Annotated in this window: 14 protein-coding genes; 3 read left to right on the top strand and 11 right to left on the bottom strand. The window is 61.9% G+C overall.

All coding sequences use genetic code 11. The annotated features are described in order from the left end of the window. Positions 1–2: 2 nt before the first annotated feature. The 9 genes from NKI21_RS18865 to NKI21_RS18825 all read right to left on the bottom strand — a co-directional run bounded on the left by NKI21_RS18865 (position 3) and on the right by NKI21_RS18825 (position 9227). Entirely contained in the window at positions 3–188 is a 186-nt protein-coding gene (locus NKI21_RS18865; RefSeq protein ID WP_352631300.1) for a hypothetical protein, read from the bottom strand. Positions 189–282: 94 nt separating this feature from the next. After that, positions 283–1329, bottom strand: coding sequence for a UDP-glucuronic acid decarboxylase family protein (locus tag NKI21_RS18860; RefSeq protein WP_352866736.1), 1047 nt, complete (start codon positions 1327–1329; stop codon positions 283–285). A gap of 23 nt (positions 1330–1352) precedes the next feature. Continuing rightward, positions 1353–2456: a CgeB family protein gene (locus tag NKI21_RS18855; protein ID WP_352441957.1), complete on the bottom strand. Its 1104-nt coding sequence runs from the start codon at positions 2454–2456 to the stop codon at positions 1353–1355. Then, positions 2453–3547, bottom strand: a complete 1095-nt coding sequence (locus NKI21_RS18850) for a CgeB family protein (protein WP_023809476.1) — start codon at positions 3545–3547, stop codon at positions 2453–2455. Before NKI21_RS18850 ends, NKI21_RS18855 begins: the two co-directional genes overlap by 4 nt. Then, positions 3544–4674, bottom strand: a complete 1131-nt coding sequence (locus tag NKI21_RS18845; protein ID WP_128303888.1) for a CgeB family protein — start codon at positions 4672–4674, stop codon at positions 3544–3546. Before NKI21_RS18845 ends, NKI21_RS18850 begins: the two co-directional genes overlap by 4 nt. Positions 4675–4676: 2 nt before the next feature. After that, on the bottom strand, positions 4677–5777 hold the full coding sequence (locus NKI21_RS18840; RefSeq protein WP_352441958.1) for a glycosyltransferase family 4 protein: 1101 nt from the start codon (positions 5775–5777) through the stop codon (positions 4677–4679). Then, the gene (locus NKI21_RS18835) at positions 5762–7054 is read right to left on the bottom strand and encodes a TIGR04295 family B12-binding domain-containing radical SAM protein (protein ID WP_352866733.1); all 1293 of its coding nucleotides are present in this window, start codon (positions 7052–7054) and stop codon (positions 5762–5764) included. The genes NKI21_RS18840 and NKI21_RS18835 overlap by 16 nt, the downstream gene beginning before the upstream one ends. Further along, positions 7051–8124: an NAD-dependent epimerase/dehydratase family protein gene (locus NKI21_RS18830; RefSeq protein WP_352866731.1), complete on the bottom strand. Its 1074-nt coding sequence runs from the start codon at positions 8122–8124 to the stop codon at positions 7051–7053. The genes NKI21_RS18835 and NKI21_RS18830 overlap by 4 nt, the downstream gene beginning before the upstream one ends. Further along, positions 8121–9227: an NAD-dependent epimerase/dehydratase family protein gene (locus NKI21_RS18825; protein WP_352866729.1), complete on the bottom strand. Its 1107-nt coding sequence runs from the start codon at positions 9225–9227 to the stop codon at positions 8121–8123. The genes NKI21_RS18830 and NKI21_RS18825 overlap by 4 nt, the downstream gene beginning before the upstream one ends. Positions 9228–9439: 212 nt before the next feature. Between NKI21_RS18825 and NKI21_RS18820 the strand changes: the two genes are divergently transcribed. Further along, positions 9440–9712 (top strand): hypothetical protein, encoded by a 273-nt coding sequence (locus NKI21_RS18820; protein WP_127255003.1) that lies wholly within the window; start codon positions 9440–9442, stop codon positions 9710–9712. Between the two features lie 52 nt (positions 9713–9764). Here NKI21_RS18820 and NKI21_RS18815 read toward each other — a convergent pair whose 3' ends face one another. Further along, a complete protein-coding gene (locus tag NKI21_RS18815; RefSeq protein ID WP_023809469.1) occupies positions 9765–10358 on the bottom strand; it encodes a response regulator in 594 nt (197 codons plus the stop codon). A gap of 332 nt (positions 10359–10690) precedes the next feature. Here NKI21_RS18815 and NKI21_RS18810 point away from each other — a divergent pair, with 332 nt between their 5' ends. Together NKI21_RS18810 and NKI21_RS18805 are read left to right on the top strand one after the other, a co-directional pair. Further along, positions 10691–13801, top strand: coding sequence for a CheR family methyltransferase (locus tag NKI21_RS18810; protein ID WP_352866725.1), 3111 nt, complete (start codon positions 10691–10693; stop codon positions 13799–13801). Next, positions 13798–14178, top strand: coding sequence for a response regulator (locus tag NKI21_RS18805; RefSeq protein ID WP_023809467.1), 381 nt, complete (start codon positions 13798–13800; stop codon positions 14176–14178). Before NKI21_RS18810 ends, NKI21_RS18805 begins: the two co-directional genes overlap by 4 nt. A gap of 420 nt (positions 14179–14598) precedes the next feature. Here the strand turns inward: NKI21_RS18805 and NKI21_RS18800 are convergent, their stop codons facing one another. After that, on the bottom strand, positions 14599–15777 hold the full coding sequence (locus NKI21_RS18800) for a zinc-dependent alcohol dehydrogenase (protein ID WP_352866721.1): 1179 nt from the start codon (positions 15775–15777) through the stop codon (positions 14599–14601). Positions 15778–15840 lie beyond the last annotated feature (63 nt).

Below are 15840 nucleotides of genomic sequence, written 5' to 3'. Positions count from 1 at the left end.
GATCAGTCCAGCCTTCGCAACATGTCTGCTTCCTGCTCGAGAATAGTGGCCACTTCCTCCCGCTGGAGATGCGTCATCATCAGGCTGACGCAGCACTCGAGATAGGTGATCGAGGCGCGCCGCAGATAGGCAGCCGTCTCACGTTCGGCCATCTGGTCGATCTCTCTCGCGGGTCGCTTGGGTCGCATGAGGATGATCCTCCGTATCGGGTCCTCCCGCCAAACCACAAGCTTGGGCGGATGTTCCGCACGATCTCGGGAAAGATTCGACCGCCGGCTCGCATCATGCCGGAAGGTTCTGCAGCCCGCCGGATGCGGGTCTCGCCCTTTTGGCAAAGCCTGTCATCTGATCGCCGATGCGACTGCCTTCGAGCGCCGCGAAATAATCGATCGTCAGCTTGAGCCCTTCGTTGAGGGGCACCTTCGGTGTCCAGCCGAGCAGCGCTTTTGCACGCGAAATATCGGGCTGCCTGCGCCGAGGATCGTCTTGCGGCAGCGGCAGAAATCTCAGATCCGATTTGGTGCCGGTCATCGCCTTTACCAACGCCGCCAGTCGCACGATGCTGAATTCTCCGGGATTGCCCAGGTTGACCGGCTTGCCCGGATTGGGATCGATATCCATCAGTCGCCTCAATCCATCAATCTGATCGGAGACGTAGCAGAAGGATCGCGTCTGCAAGCCGTCGCCGAAGATCGTCAGAGGACGTTTCTCGAGCGCCTGCATGATCAGGTTCGAGACGATGCGGCCGTCCGCCGGATCCATTCTCGGACCGTAGGTGTTGAAGATGCGCGCGACGCGCACGTCGGCTTTGCCGGCTCTAAGATAGTCGAAGCAAAGCGTTTCGGCGGTGCGCTTGCCCTCGTCGTAGCAGGCGCGTGGGCCGGTGCAGTTCACATGGCCAACATAGTCCTCCTTCTGAGGATGTTGCTCCGGATCGCCATACACTTCGCTCGTCGAGGCCTGTAGCAGCCGCGCGTTATTGTGGGCAGCGAGTTCAAGCAGGTTGAGCGTGCCGATCACACAGGTTCGCGTGGTGTGGATCGGGTCGGCCTGGTAACGCGGCGGCGAGGCAGCGCATGCCAGATTGAAGATATGCTCCACGGGCTCGCCGAGATCCAATGGCCGGCAGATGTCCTGCTCGATCAATCGGAAACCCGGCTGGTCCATGATCGAGATGATGTTCTCCATGCGCCCAGTCAGGAAATTGTCGGCGCAGATCACGCGCCAGCCGTCGCGGAGCAATGCTTCGCAAAGATGCGAACCGAGGAATCCCGCACCGCCGGCAACAAGCACTGCCTTTGCCCTTTGCGCGTTTCTTTTTTGTCGCATCGTCGTTTTCTCCTGTATGCCGGTCATGCTGCGCTTCCGATGTCGAAATCGAGGGCCGCCGCCCTTGGCTGTGTCAACGCTGCCACGAATTCGCGGGCCCTGGCCGCACCGGTGTGGAATGCGAGGACGCGTTCGCGGGCCCGGCGGGCCATGGCCCGGCGTGTGCGCTCGGACTCGCCGAAGAGGATCTCGACGACAGCGTCCGTTTCTCCGGCGGTGTGGATCGCCGATGCGGGAAAGAAGCTGTCGAGCCCTGGCCAGCGATCGCTGATGATGGGCGTGCCGCAAGCAGCCGCTTCGAACAGGCGCACACTGGGCGACCACCCGGCAGCGATCATGGAACTGCGTGTGACGTTCAGCGTGTAGCGCTGACGGCTGTAGAACGCGGCATGATCGGCGGGCGGCAAATGTTCGATGCGTTCGACATTGTCCGGCCAGGTGATGTCGGATGGGTATTGCGAGCCCGCTACGACGAAACGGCGGTCCGGCATATGCCGTGCGGGTTCGAGCAGCAGCGCGTTCAGCGTTGCCTGCCGATCCGCGCTGTAGGTGCCGAGATAGCCGAGATCCCAGCGGATCGGATCGCCGGTCCGGTGATGCCGTTCCGGGTCGGCCGAGCAGTAGAGCGGTTCGGCTCGGCGCGCGCCGAACTCCTCCACCAGATGGCCAAGCATCGGCCCGCCGGTGAAAGAGAAGTAGACATCGAAATACGGAATCTGCCGCCAGCTCAGATAATCGCAATCATCGGCCGAAAGCTGCGCCACGGTCACCGGTGTGTCGATGTCGTAGAAGCAGAAGCGCCCCTTGCAAAATGAAGCGACGATGTCGATGACCACGCGCCCTTCCGGCACGAAGGAGCCGATGACGACGATGTCGGCCTGCTCCAGGCACCGGGCGTAGTCGCGTTGCAACTCCGCAGTGGTTTCGTAGTAGCGCAAGGCGCAGAAATCCGGATCTCGCAGATCGCGGTGGTTGGCGTACCACGGCACGTCGCGCTCCAGAAAGGTCACGCGGTGGCCGAGTTCGTGCAGACCTTTCAGCAGGCCTCGAAACGTCGTGGCGTGGCCGTTTCCCCAGGACGAGGACAGCGACAGGCCGAGAAAGACGATGTTCAATTGCTTGGTCATTCCGCTGCCTCCACGGTCCCCTGCTCGAAATGACGTTTGAAGACGGCATCGGCCACGTCCGCCCGCAGCGCGTAGGTATGGTCGGCCAGCACGCGGCAAAGTGCGGCCTGGCCGATTGCTTTTGCACGACTGGAGGTCAGCGAGCGCATGATCTCGGCGACATCGCCGCCGTCGCGTGCCACCAGGATCTCCTCGCCTGGTTTCAGGAACAGTTCCACGCCCAGCCATGCGTCGGTGATGAGGCAGGCACCGGCGCCAGCCGCCTCGAATACACGCGTGGCCGGTGAAAAACCGTTTACGGCCATGCTGTCGCGGCTGATGTTCAGCACTGCCTTGGGTGTGACGTTGAAGGCATTATGATCGCGGGTGCCAACGTGACCAAGCCAGCCGACGTTGGCGGGAAGCGGCTTGTCCCCCCAGCCAGATCCGCCGAGCAGAAAACGCTGTTTCGGAAGCTGGCTTGCGGGATCGAGGAAGAACGCTTCGACGCGTGCCTCACGATCCGGCAGCCGGTTGCCCAGGAACGCCAGATCGCAAGCGAAACGCGCATTGCTGGCGACCGGGTGATGCGTTTGGGGATCGAGCGCATTGTAGATCGGCACGCATTCGTTCGCCCCCATGGCACGGTAGGCCCAGACGACGGGGTCGCCGCCGCCATAGGTCAGCACAAGGTCGATTTCTTGCAGGGCGCCATGGAGCGGATGGTCCGGTTCGTCGCGCAGCTGGGCAAGGGTTGCTGGAGCGTCCACGTCCCAGAATACCACCAGCGCGTCGCTGCGGGCGTGGTCGAGGACGGCGCGCAGCAGCGCCTCGTCCTCGAAACCGACGCCACTCGCCTTGACGACGATGTCGGCGCTGGCGGCGCGTGCCGCGACCTGCATCAGTGCGTGCTGGGTCGCTTCATATACGACCACGGTGCACCAGTCAGGCGCCTCGATGTCGCGGTTCTTCTGCCGGTCGTAGACGTCGGGCTCATAGAAGGTGATTTCGTAGCCCAATTGGGAAAGCGCCTTCAGCAACCCGCGATAGTAAGTCGCGGCACCGTTCCAGTAGGACGACAAGAGGCTCGATCCGTAGAATGCCATCTTCATGCGGCGGCTTCCTTTGCGGTGGTCTTGTTGATGGTGTGTTCGGCTGTGCATTCCGTGAGCACGCCGAACAACTCGTCGACGCGGTGCGAGCAGGTGTGCCGCGAGCGGATGGTCTCGAGACCCGAAGTCACCAGGGAAGCCGCGAAATCCGCATCGGCCAATACCGCCCGCAGGTGTTGCCGCATTTGCGAGCCATTGTGGGCAAACAGAAAGTCGACGCCGGGCCTGAACAGCTGCTCGACATCGGACCATGGTGCTGAAATCAGCGGAATGCCGCAGGCGAGCGCCTCGAACATGCGGATCGTCGGAATTCCGGGCAAACCCTCACGATAGGGGCGCCGTGGGATGTGGACGGTGACACGATGCGCGGCGAACGCCTTCGGCACGTCGGCATTGGCGATCCATCCGTCATAGCGCAGTCCGGCGGCGGCTAGGTCCGTGAGCGCCGGCTTGGGATAGCGGACGCCGTGCACCGTGGCCTCGAGGCCGAGATCGCGGACCGGCTTGATCAGAAACTCCCTGAGTTCGACGGTTCGTTCATCGTCGCCCCAGTTTCCAATCCAGACCAGATCGGACGTGACGTGGATCTCCGGGTGCGGCTTGAACAGGCGATCGTCCGCGGCTTCATGCCAGGTGAAGACGCGCTTGCCCCAGCCGGCGCGCAGATAGCTCTCGCGCAAGGCCTCGCCAAAGGCGAGAACGCCGTCATAGTGCTCCAACCGCAGCGCCGAGATTGCCTCGGTCGCCGATACGGCCCGGTGGTGGGTGTCATGAAACAGAAGGATGAAGTTGCCGCCAGCGGCCCGGGCACGGCCGATGCGTGCGACAAGCTCCGGATCCGTCCACTCATGAACGATCACGACGTCGGCCTCAGCGATCCAGGCTTCGTGGTCGAACCCGGCATCATAGGTCACCGGCATCAGTTCTGGGAAATCCTTGCGGAAGCGTTCGATGGCGAAGGGTCCCTTCTCGGCCAGCAGGTTCGAACGGCTCCAACCGTCCGCCGGCTCCAGCGCCACCGCCTGGTGCCGGCGCGCGATCAGTTCCCGCATGATACCGCGCAGGAAATGGGCATTGCCGTGGTTCCAGTCGGAAACGACCGAGTGGGTGTAGAACAGAAAGCGCATGGTCAGCGCCCCGCCATGGCCAGGGCCGCCTTGTCGTAGACGCCTCGCATGGCAGCCGCTTGCCTGACCAGTGTAAACCGGCGGCTCCGTCGCATGGCTGCCTGGCCGAGCTCCCGCCTGAATTCGGCGTCGCTGGAGAGACGATTGAGGCAGGCAGTGAGGTCGTGCGGATTGCGCGCATCAAAGAACATCGCGGCCCCGTCCCATAGTTCGCGATAGGTTGCGATGTCGGAAAGCACCAGTGGCGTTGCCGACATGGCAGCTTCCAGCGCGGCCAGACCGAATGGCTCATAGATCGATGGCGACACGAAAATACCGGCGCGCGCCATCAAGGAGCGCACCTCGTGAGACGGCAGTGCTCCCAGAGGAACGGCATAGCTGAAGCCGGCACGCCCGCCGTTGGGACCGTGCATCGAACCGGCGGCAAAGATGGGCCATTGCGTCAGTGACGCGGCCTGGTCGATCACCGCCGCATTTTTGCCCTCGTCCCACCAACGGGCGGCGGCGAAGACGAGCGGTTGACGCTTTTCGGCTCTCGGGACGGGGCGGGCGCTATTCGCCACGACGTGCAGGCGCGCGATCGGGCCGTAGCAGGTCTCAAGCATGTCGGCGTGGCTGCGGCTCGGCGCAATGACTGCGTCGGCTCGATCCAAGCCGCGCCTGTTGCGCTCCTTCTGCCAGGCCCATGCGCCATCCACTGCCTGTTTCCTGACGGCGTGGAACCATGTCGTCACGCAGGAATGGGAGACCACCACGGCTGGGCATGGCGCATCGAATCCCGATGCCTGCGTCGGCGCGTTGAAATGGACAAGGTCGATGGCGTGGTCGCGCATGGGCGCAAGCAATTCCCGCGGCAGCGCGTCGAGGTCGCCGCCGTCGCGGGTCATCCAATCCGGCGGCGTACTCAACCAGATCAGCGTCGTGAAAGCCTCCGCCTCCTCGGCTTGCTGCCTCGACGGTTGTGGACCGAGGCCGGCAAGCACCACGCTGTCGCCGCCGTTCACAAGTTCCCGTGCCAGATCGAGGGCATAGCGCCATACGCCGCCCACGGCATCGACGGTCATCAGGATGCGCCGCGAGCGCGGCGTCAGTGTCCGCAACATGTCGCCTCCAGTTCCGCCAGCGGCCGCGGCCGCCTCTCCTGGATGTCACTGAATTTCTGGAAAGATGCGAGGTAGTGGTCATGGGCGCGTTCCCAGGCAAGGTCGTCGGGTTCGCCCCAAAGCTCGCGGTAGCTGGGCGAACTTGGATACGGGTAAAGCGGCACAGGTTCGTTGGCCCATACGCCGTGGTCGATCAGGTGGGTTCGCCAGTGCTCGACCAGGGCGGGATCATCCTCGACCACGCCGATCAGATTGGCCTGGACGAATGGAACGTGACGTCTGGCATCGACGAGCAGCGCGGCGAGTTCCTCGGTCCCCAGCCGGCAGCGCTTGGCCAGCATCGCCCGGCCTTCGACGGTCAGGCTTTCGAGACCGGCCTCGATGGAGACGCAGCCCGCGGCGCCCAGCAATTCCAGCAGCTCGGGCTTCCACAGATCGATGCGGGTCTGTACGCCGAATTTCACGTCGCGATCGACCAAGGCTTCCAGCAACGCTTTTTGCGGCAGGAAGATCTCGTCGATGAAGTAGACGTAGCCGACACCCTGGGCAATCAGCCGATCGATCTCCGCTACCACCGCTTCGTGGTTTCGACGGCGATAGGCATCACGGAAATCGATCTTGGCGCAGAAGCTACAATTGTAGGGACAGCCGCGCGATGCCTCGACTTCCGCGCCGAACCCGACCTGACTGTCGTCAAACCTGTGATGGTGATGCGCATGGGCTGCGATCCAGTCCGCTGGCCATTCGAGTGGCGGATGATCGACAAACGAGCTGGCGTGGACGCCGCCGTTCGAAACCACCTTGGCGTCCCGTAGATAAGCGGTTGAGGGCACCGCGCTCCAATCGTCGCGCTGGGCAAGTTGCTCGACGATTTCTTCGCATTCGCCGCGCACGACGATGTCGACACCAAGCTTGCGCAAGGTTGGCGCCGGCGTCGCCGAGCCGTGCGGCCCGACCGCGACCGTGCGTCCACCGCGCCCGGCGAGACGGTTGAGGAAATCGGCCGGCACACGCAATTCCGGCGGTGCGCAGCGCCAGAACAGATAGGTCGGGGCGGTACTGACGATGGTCATAGCCGGGGCGAAATCAGCCACCTGCTCGCAGAGACCGGAATTGTCGAGCTTCTGCAGCTGCCCATCCAGCATCAGCACCTCATGTCCGGCGGCTTCGAGCAGGGCCTTCGAATAACCGAGTTCCAGCGGCAGATGCGGTTGGCGGCAGCCGAAATAAATGCTGTCGTCATACGTCCAGGACGGGTTTACCAGGGCGATTTTCATGCAACGTACCTCACGGCTTCAGGGCGAGGCTCGAGCCGATGGCGGCGCAGCCAGTCGGCGAGGTCGCGGATGCCTTCGCGCCATGAAACATGGGCCATCCAGCCAAGCGCGGTTTTGATCTTGCGGGTGTCGGCGACGAAGAAGGGCTGGTCGCCGGTGCGTTCCCCATCATGGCGAATCGAGAGCTCATGGCCGGTCAGGCTACGGATCTCGCTCAACAGCCTGCGCAGGCTGACCGCATTTTCCGGGCCGCCGCCAAGATTGAATGCCTGGCCTTTGGTGGTCTCGATGCGATCGAGCACGGCCCTGTAGGCGGCGACGGCATCGGAGACATGCAGGATATCGCGCACTTGCCTGCCGTCGCCGTAAATGGTGATTGGGCGTCCCGTCAGCGCGCTGAGCAGGAAGTGTGCGACCCAGCCCTGGTCCTCGGTTCCGAACTGTCGCGGTCCATAGATGCAGCTCATCCGCAGAACCGCCGTCGGCATGCCGTAAGATTTGGCATAGTCGAGCACATACTGATCCGCCGCGCCTTTGGAGCAACCGTAGGGCGTGCAGAAGTCCAGGCCCCGAGCCTCATCGATGCCGTTCGCCTGGATGACGCTGTCGCAAGGCACATAGCAATCGTCGTCCTCGCGGACCGCGACGTCGGGCAGGCTGCCATAGACCTTGTTGGTGCTGGCGAAGATCACAGGGATGCGCTCACCGCTCAGTCGCGCCGCCTCCAGAACGTTGAACGTTCCGCGAAGGTTGATGTCGAAATCCTCGCCCGGCTCGACCAAGCTTGTGGTGACGGCGGTTTGCGCGGCCAGATGGAAAATTGCCCTGGAAACCATCAAGACAGGCGCCAGTGCGTTGGCGTCTCGCACGTCGATCGTCTCCACCGTGAGGCGACCACCGTGTTTTTGCGCCAGCCATTCAAGGTTCTGCTGGACGCCCGGACGGCTGAGATTGTCGATCACCAGTACCGGCTCGCCATCCGACAACAGGCTGTCGGCGAGGTTCGATCCTATGAAGCCGCTGCCGCCGATGATGGCGATCGGCGCGTCGCGTCGATTGCGTGTGTTCATGAGACCAACCCACGTTCTTCTAGCTCGCGCTTCATGTCGGCGCCGCGGTCGACGGCGGACGTGTTACGCACCCAGGAAACGAACTCGCCGAGCGAATTCTCCAGTTGCCGCACCGGCTCGAAACCGAGCAGCTCACGGGCCTTGGAGATATCGGCGAAGCAGTTCCGGATATCGCCGGAGCGGGCTTTGCCGAGCAGTTCCGGCGAGCGGTTCGGTGTCCCCATGGCCTCGGCCAGCAATCGCGCGACTTCGCTGATCGCATAGGCGCGGCCGCTGCCGATGTTGATGACATGACCCCTTGCCTGGCGTTGCTGCAGCGCAAGGCGAAAGGCGCGGGCGACGTCATGCACATGGACGAAATCGCGCTTCTGTTCTCCATCCTCGAAGATCATTGGCCGTTGGCCGTTGGCGAGACGCGAAGCGAAGTTGGCAAGCACGCCGGTATAGGGATTGGATAACGCCTGGCCGGCGCCGAAGACATTGAACAGGCGCAGCGCGACCGCATCGACGCCATAGGCTTCGCCGAAGATCAGCACGGCGCGTTCCTGTGCGTATTTTGTCAGCGCATAGATGGAGGCGAGATCGACCGGCTTTTCTTCGTCCGTCGGCAGCGGCGAGAGGGCGTCTCCATCTGGCGACAGCGGGTTCCATTGCCCGCTCCTGATGTCGCTCGCCTTGCGCCGAGCATTGTCGACACGCCGGCCGTCGGACGTTGCATAGAGCCCTTCGCCATAGACGCTCATCGACGAGGCGACGACGATCCGTTCGACCGGGTGCTTGATCAATGCTTCAAGTAGCGTTGCGGTGCCGAGATCATTGGCGCCGACATAGCGCGCGATCTCGTACATCGATTGTCCGACGCCGACTTCCGCCGCCAGATGAATGACCGCGTCGACACCTTCCAGCGCACTGGCGACCGCCTCTCGGTCTCGGACATCGCCCTTGATCAGCTCGGTTCCAGCGGGAAGCGCGACGGCTTCGCCCGCATGCACCTGCTCCAGCAGCGCATCGAGGATGCGAACCGAATAATCCTGCTCGACGAGTTCCTGTGCGACATGCCGGCCGATGAAGCCGCAGCCTCCTGTAACCAATATGCGTTTCACGACGACTCCTCAGACCAGTAACCTCGGCGCCCCGAACTTTTCGGCAAAAGGTTTGTTCCCTTGCTTCAACAAAGTTCCTTTGGTCGGTCCCATTGGGAGCCGGCGCATCGCGATCACCGCGCGGTTCTGGAACATTGACGTGCTTGTGCTGTTAGGACGCCCGACAGCCCGCGTGTCCTATGTGGCAACGCCGATGATCAAAGGAGATTTCAATGTCTCAGTCGCAAACGACCACCAACCACGACGAAATTCGCAAATGGGCCGAGGAGCGGGACGGCCGGCCGGCAGTGGTGCGCACCAAAGGCGAGGGCGGCATCCTGCGGATCGACTTCGGCGAGCCCGAGGAAGCATTCGAGCCCGTCGAATGGGACGAGTTCTTCCGGATATTCGACGAGAATGATCTGGCCTTTCTGTATCAGGCCAAGACCGGTGAGGGGAAAGCCAGCCGTTTCAACAAGTTCGTCGAGCGCAATCAGAAGGGCTGATGACGCCGGTCAAGTGGCCTATCTGTACGGCCAAGTTTTCTTGGAAGGCAAACTAATGCATCAGTTTTGCGCCGCGGGTTTTCGCCATCTCTTGCATGATGTCGTTGAGCCAGTTTTCAGTGGATTGACCAAGCTGTCTGCGGTCGACATCCCGGATCGCTTGCTCGAGCGTCCTCTCGACGAGCCGATCCGATGCCTCGACGTCTGCCAGCAAAAGGCGCGCCGCAAGTCGCAGTTTGGGCAAAAGCGCGAAGACGTCGTCGGAGGGGTCCGGCACGGGGGCCGCTCGCCCAGATGCCTGCGGGGGAAAGAGCGCGTTGAACACCGCCTGGCTGCCCGAGGATTTCCGCAAATTGCTGGCGTAGCGGAGATGATCGGGAATGGCGATGTCGTCATCGCCACTGAAGAACACGAAGGGGACACCCCGGCGCATCAACTCATCGGCGATTGGAAACACGCGTCGGCCATTGAGATTGACGTCGAGGATTGCAGCTTCAGCCGTCCCGGTGTGTTTGGATGCCTGTTCGACGGTTGCAGCGGGACCGAGGATGATGGCACCCATATTGCTGAAAAACCGCGCAAGATCTCCCGCCATCGCCCATTCGTCTTCGACTATCAGAATATGCAGCCCCCGCAGGTCGCGCACGTCGTCATCCTTTCTTGGAACGGAGGTTAGAATGCAGCGGATTTGCCTTCCGAATTCTATCGTCCAAGGCCGCCTGCAACCGTCTCGTAAGCGCCAGCATGCGATCAGGGACGGCCCCAGCATGGGAACTTCCAAGCGATCCAGGCTCCCCTGATACCACCGGCGTCGGGAGTTTTATGTCAGCAGATCGTTTTGTCATTGAACCACCATTGATATCGGGTTCAACGTCATCCCTGACGTCTTGTTCCATCCGTCTTGCGCGCTATATGGTTGTGTCCTGTCCGCCGGCCTTGAGGGGATTTCAGGTCGGGTCGGCGAAAGGGGGACATGACGTGACAGCCCAACCGAAAAGGTTTCCCATCGTGGGCATAGGCGCGTCCGCGGGCGGCATTCCCGCGATGGAAGGTCTGTTCAAAGGCGTGGCCGGTCAGCCTGGTATGGCTTTCGTCATCATCACGCATCTCAGCCCCAAGCGCGAAAGCCTGTTGCACGAGGTCATCAGCCGCTACACCGACATGCCTGTCATTGTGATCGAGGACGGCATGGTGGTTAAACCTGACCACGTCTATGTGATGCCGCAAAACGTGACATTGGCCATTGAATCGGGGGTGCTGCACCTCCGCCGGCCCAATGGGCTTACCCAGGAGCGCAAGCCCATCGATATCTTCTTCGCCGCATTGGGTGAAGACCAGGGCGAATATGCCGTTGGCGTCATCCTGTCGGGCGGCGACTCCGATGGAACCCTGGGCGCCAAGGCCATCAAGGAGCGGGGCGGGTTTACCGTCGCGCAAGCGCCGGACGGCTACGGGCCGCGCAATCCCGACATGCCGCAGAGCGCTATTGCCAGCGGACTCGTCGATGTCGCTGTGCCCGCCGAGGAGATCGGGGCGAAGCTGGAGGCTTTCGCCCGCGGCTTCGACCCGCTGGAAGGGCTGGCGGAAGAAGATGGCGACCACACGGCCGACATCGATAAGGTGCGAGAACAGATATACGCCATTCTGCGCAGCCACTCCGGCCACGACTTCTCGGGCTACAAGACCAAGACATTCCTGCGCCGCGTGAAGCGGCGCATGCAGATCGCCCAGGTCCATTCCATCAGCGCTTATATAGACTGGCTGAAGAAGGATGCTCGCGAGGTGATGAACCTTTTTCGCGATCTGCTGATCAATGTCACCAACTTCTTTCGCGACCCCGATGCCTTCGAGTTGCTCGAGCGAAAGATCATACCGCAGCTGTTCGAAGGCAAGACCGCCAGCGACACCGTCAGGGTCTGGGTTCCCGGATGCGCCACGGGCGAGGAGGTGTTCTCCATCGGCATCCTGCTGCGCGAACACATGGAGAAGCTTACGGTCGTTCCGCGCGTCCAGATATTCGCGACCGACATCGACGAGCCGGCGCTGGCGGTGGCGCGGGCGGCACGCTATCCGGAAGCCTTGCTGCAAGGTCTTTCTCCCGAACGCAAACAGCGGTTTTTCAACGGCGATGGCGAAAGCTATGTCATCAGCAATGCGATACGCGAACTGTGCATCTTCTCGCCGCACAGCGTCATTCGCGATCCACCCTTCTCGCGCATGGACTTGGTCTCCTGCCGCAATCTGCTGATCTATTTCGGCCCGATCATCCAAAACCGCGTCATCCCTGTCTTCCATTATGCGCTGAAGCCCGGCGGTTACCTTTTCCTTGGCACCTCCGAAAGCGTCGGGCAGCACGACGATCTGTTCGCCACCGTCGACAAGAAACATCGCATCTTTCATGCGCGGGAGCATGCCTCACCGCACATCAGACTGCCGGCCCTGATCGGGGAAAGTCATTCCAGCGTCTTCCCGCCCGAAAGCGCCGGCTCGAAGAAGGGACTTGTCGGCTATCCCCTGCGGCAGGCAGTGGAGGCGCAGGTGCTGGAACGGTTCGCGCCGCCGCATGTCCTGGTCAACGCCGAGGGCGATGTCGTCTATTATTCGGCCAGGACCGGCAGATATCTCGAAGCGCCACAAGGCATTCCCAGCCGGCAGTTGCTGACGATGGCAAGGCGTGGGCTGCGGCTGGACCTCCGCGCCGCACTGCGCGAAGCGACGACCACACGCCGCACAGTGGTGCGGGAAAACCTGACCGTGGAGGAAGATGACGAACGGGTGCAGCCGATCAGGCTGACGATCGAGCCGCTCGCCGAACGCGGCAATGGCGAGCCGCTTTATCTCGTCCTGTTCGAACCGTCGGGGCCGACCCAGGCCCGCTCAGAGGAAGACGGCGGCAGCCGTGACAGTGACAGCACCGCCGATCTCGAGCGGGAACTGCGCGATACCAGAGAGCGCCTGCAATCGATGATCGAGGAATACGAGACCGCGCTGGAGGAGGTGAAATCGTCCAACGAGGAACTCGTCTCCGTCAATGAGGAGGCGCAATCCACCAACGAGGAACTCGAAGCCTCGAAGGAGGAGATGCAGTCGCTCAACGAGGAACTTAACACGATCAACGCCGAGTTGACGGCCAAGATAGAAGAGCTCAACCACGCTAACGGCGATCTGCGCAACCTGTTCGAAAGCACCGACATAGCGACCATTTTCCTCGACCGTAGCCTTGTGGTCCGCACCTTCACGCCGGCGGCGTCATCCTTCTTCAGCCTGCGCCCCTCCGATGTTGGCCGGCCGCTGACGGATTTGTCGAGCCAACTCGACTACCCAGAGTTGAAGCAGCACATCGACAAGGTGTTCGAGACAGGCGAGATCCTGAATCACCATCTGCCGCGCGATGCTAGGGGCTTGTTCCACATGGTCCGCATCAATCCCTATCGGGACAAGGGCAACAGGATCCAGGGCGTGGTGGTGACACTTGTCGACGTCACCACGCTGGCACAGGCAGAAGAGCACCAGCAGGTGCTCATCTCGGAACTCAACCACCGGGTCAAGAACATGCTTGCGGTGATCGCCAGCATTGCAAGCCGCACGCGGGAAAGTTCTGATACGAAGGAGGAGTTCGCGGATGCGCTGATCGGCCGTCTGCATGCCATGTCGCGGGCCTACGGCCTGCTGACCCGGGAGAGATGGAAGGAAGCCTCGGTCAGGGAATTGCTCCAGCAGGAGCTCGAACCCTTCGGCATCGAGCGGGTTGAACTCGATGGCGCAGACGTGAAATTAGGCCCGCAACAGGGGCTTTCCCTCAGCATGGCCATTCATGAACTGGCCACCAACGCGGCCAAGTATGGCGCTTTGTCAAAAACCGACGGCAAGGTCAGTGTGCAATGGTCGATCGACCATGACAGTTTCACATTTGGCTGGCGCGAAAAGAACGGCCCTCCTGTCGAGGCGCCGTTGGACAACGGCTTTGGCCTGACCCTGTTGCAGGGAGAAATCGGTTACAGGCTCGGCGGCCATGTCGAGACCGCGTTCCACAAGGACGGCCTCAGCGTCCAGATCGCGTTTCCGGCAAATCACAAGGAGGCACCGTGAGCGACGACAGGCCGCGCGTTCTGGTGGTCGAGGACGAATGGCTGATCGCCGAAGACGTCGCGTCTCGCCTGCGTGCTGCGGGTTATCCGGTGATCGGCCCGGTCTCGTCGGTCGCAGCGGCTCGTCAGCTTATCGATGCAGGCAAAGCCGACGTGGCGCTGCTGGACATTCAATTGAACGGTGAAACAAGTCTGCCCGTGGCCGAAACATTGCTGGCTCGCGGCATCCCCTTCGCCTTCATGACCGGATTTGGGCCGCGCGACGTTCCCACACCCTTCCGAAACTGCAAATTCGTGCCGAAACCGGCAGGCGACGCTGCACTTCTCAACACCTTGGCCGACCTGGCATCGCTTCGGCCCGACAAACACTCGCTGTGATTTCAAGAGGCCGGTTTCGATTAGTCCAGGGGCTTGTCGGTCGGCCTAGGCGTGGTGCTCGCCTGACGCGGCCGGCCGGCGTTTCGATTGGCAACCGGATTGTCCAGCGGCGGGGCCGATGGCCGGGATGTGCCGGCGGTTTTCGGCGTCAGCGGCTTGGCACCGGCATCCGTATCACTGGCGTCCCGTTTCGGGTGCGGGAGAGCATCGGCGTTTGGCGACCGGACGCTGGGTTTCGATGTGGGATTCTCATTGCTCATGGCGATAACTCCTTCGCAGCGGGCGACAGTCTCGCCGCCCTGAGTTTTTTCTGCGGGTCAACCGTCGCCACGGTCGAAAGTTCCGGGTACCTCAGTAGTGTCGGAGCCATCCCTGGCGGAAAATTCGCGCAAGGTGGACCCCGCGCAAGATGCCGACGTCTCAGCCATGCGGTCGCATCACCACCTTGATGCAGCCATCCTGCTTGTCGCGGAACTTTTTGTAGAGATCCGGTCCCGCTTCGAGGTCTGCCTTGTGCGTGATCACGAAGGAGGGATCGATGTCGCCCTTTTGCACCATGGCCAGGAGCGGTTCGAGATAGCGTTGAGTGTGCGTCTGACCCATTCGGAAGGTCAGGCCCTTGTTCATGGCGGCGCCGAACGGGATATGGTCGACGAGGCCGATATAGACGCCGGGTATCGAGATGGTGCCGCCTTTGCGGCATGAGTAGATTGCTTCGCGCAATACATGCGGCCTGTCGGTGCCGAGATAGACGGCAGCCTTGACCTTGTCGAGCATGGAGTCGGCACTGGCGCCGGGATCCGATTCCGTACCGACACAGTCGATGCAGCGATCCGGACCGCGGCCATCGGTCATCGCCATCAAGGCGTCGTAGATATCGGAGTTGCTGAAGTCGAGCGTCTCGGCCTTGCCGTGCTCGCGAGCCATCGCCAGCCGCTCCGGCACCTTGTCTATGGCAATGACGCGGCCGGCGCCGAGCATCCATGCGCTCTGGATGGCGAACTGACCAACCGGACCGCAGCCCCAGATAGCGACGGTTTCGCCTGGCTCGATGCCGGCGTTTTCAGCCGCCATATAGCCGGTTGGAAAGATGTCGGAGAGGAACAGCACCTGTTCGTCGTCCATTCCCTCGGGCACCTTTATCGGACCGACATCAGCGAAAGGAACGCGCAGATATTCGGCTTGCCCTCCCCAATAGCCGCCGACCAGATGCGAATAGCCGAACAGGCCAGCCGGGGATTGTCCCATCACTTCGGCAGCCTGTTTGGCATTAGGATTGGACCTGTCGCAAAGCGAGAACAGCCCCTTCTGGCAAAACCAGCATTCGCCGCATGAGATGTTGAAAGGCACCACGATGCGGTCGCCCTTTCTGAATTTCGAATGGCCGCTGCCGACTTCCACGACCTCGCCCATCGTCTCGTGTCCGAGCACATCGCCCGACTCCATCGTCGGCATATATCCGTTCATCAGATGCAGGTCCGAGCCGCATATGGCGCAACAGGTGACTTTGATGATGACGTCACGATCATCCTCGATGGCGGGATCAGCCACCTGGTCGCATCGAATGTCGCCTTTGCCGTGCCACGTGAGCGCTTTCATGATGGTGCTCCTGCCTTGGAAGAAGGTCGGCAGAAGAGTCTGCCCGACATTTTGGTTCTGGCG

Source organism: Mesorhizobium sp. M0715, from assembly GCF_040320355.1.
In the GTDB taxonomy this organism is placed as follows: Bacteria; Pseudomonadota; Alphaproteobacteria; order Rhizobiales; family Rhizobiaceae; genus Mesorhizobium.
This window is presented reverse-complemented; position numbering and strand designations above follow the sequence as displayed.

What these genes read in the sequence shown, in the direction of transcription:
- NKI21_RS18865 (WP_352631300.1), bottom strand. Translation starts at nt 188, where the DNA reads ATGCGACCCAAGCGACCCGCGAGAGAGATCGACCAGATGGCCGAACGT.
- NKI21_RS18860 (WP_352866736.1), bottom strand. Translation starts at nt 1,329, where the DNA reads ATGCGACAAAAAAGAAACGCGCAAAGGGCAAAGGCAGTGCTTGTTGCC.
- NKI21_RS18855 (WP_352441957.1), bottom strand. Translation starts at nt 2,456, where the DNA reads ATGACCAAGCAATTGAACATCGTCTTTCTCGGCCTGTCGCTGTCCTCG.
- NKI21_RS18850 (WP_023809476.1), bottom strand. Translation starts at nt 3,547, where the DNA reads ATGAAGATGGCATTCTACGGATCGAGCCTCTTGTCGTCCTACTGGAAC.
- NKI21_RS18845 (WP_128303888.1), bottom strand. Translation starts at nt 4,674, where the DNA reads ATGCGCTTTCTGTTCTACACCCACTCGGTCGTTTCCGACTGGAACCAC.
- NKI21_RS18840 (WP_352441958.1), bottom strand. Translation starts at nt 5,777, where the DNA reads ATGTTGCGGACACTGACGCCGCGCTCGCGGCGCATCCTGATGACCGTC.
- NKI21_RS18835 (WP_352866733.1), bottom strand. Translation starts at nt 7,054, where the DNA reads ATGAAAATCGCCCTGGTAAACCCGTCCTGGACGTATGACGACAGCATT.
- NKI21_RS18830 (WP_352866731.1), bottom strand. Translation starts at nt 8,124, where the DNA reads ATGAACACACGCAATCGACGCGACGCGCCGATCGCCATCATCGGCGGC.
- NKI21_RS18820 (WP_127255003.1), top strand. Translation starts at nt 9,440, where the DNA reads ATGTCTCAGTCGCAAACGACCACCAACCACGACGAAATTCGCAAATGG.
- NKI21_RS18800 (WP_352866721.1), bottom strand. Translation starts at nt 15,777, where the DNA reads ATGAAAGCGCTCACGTGGCACGGCAAAGGCGACATTCGATGCGACCAG.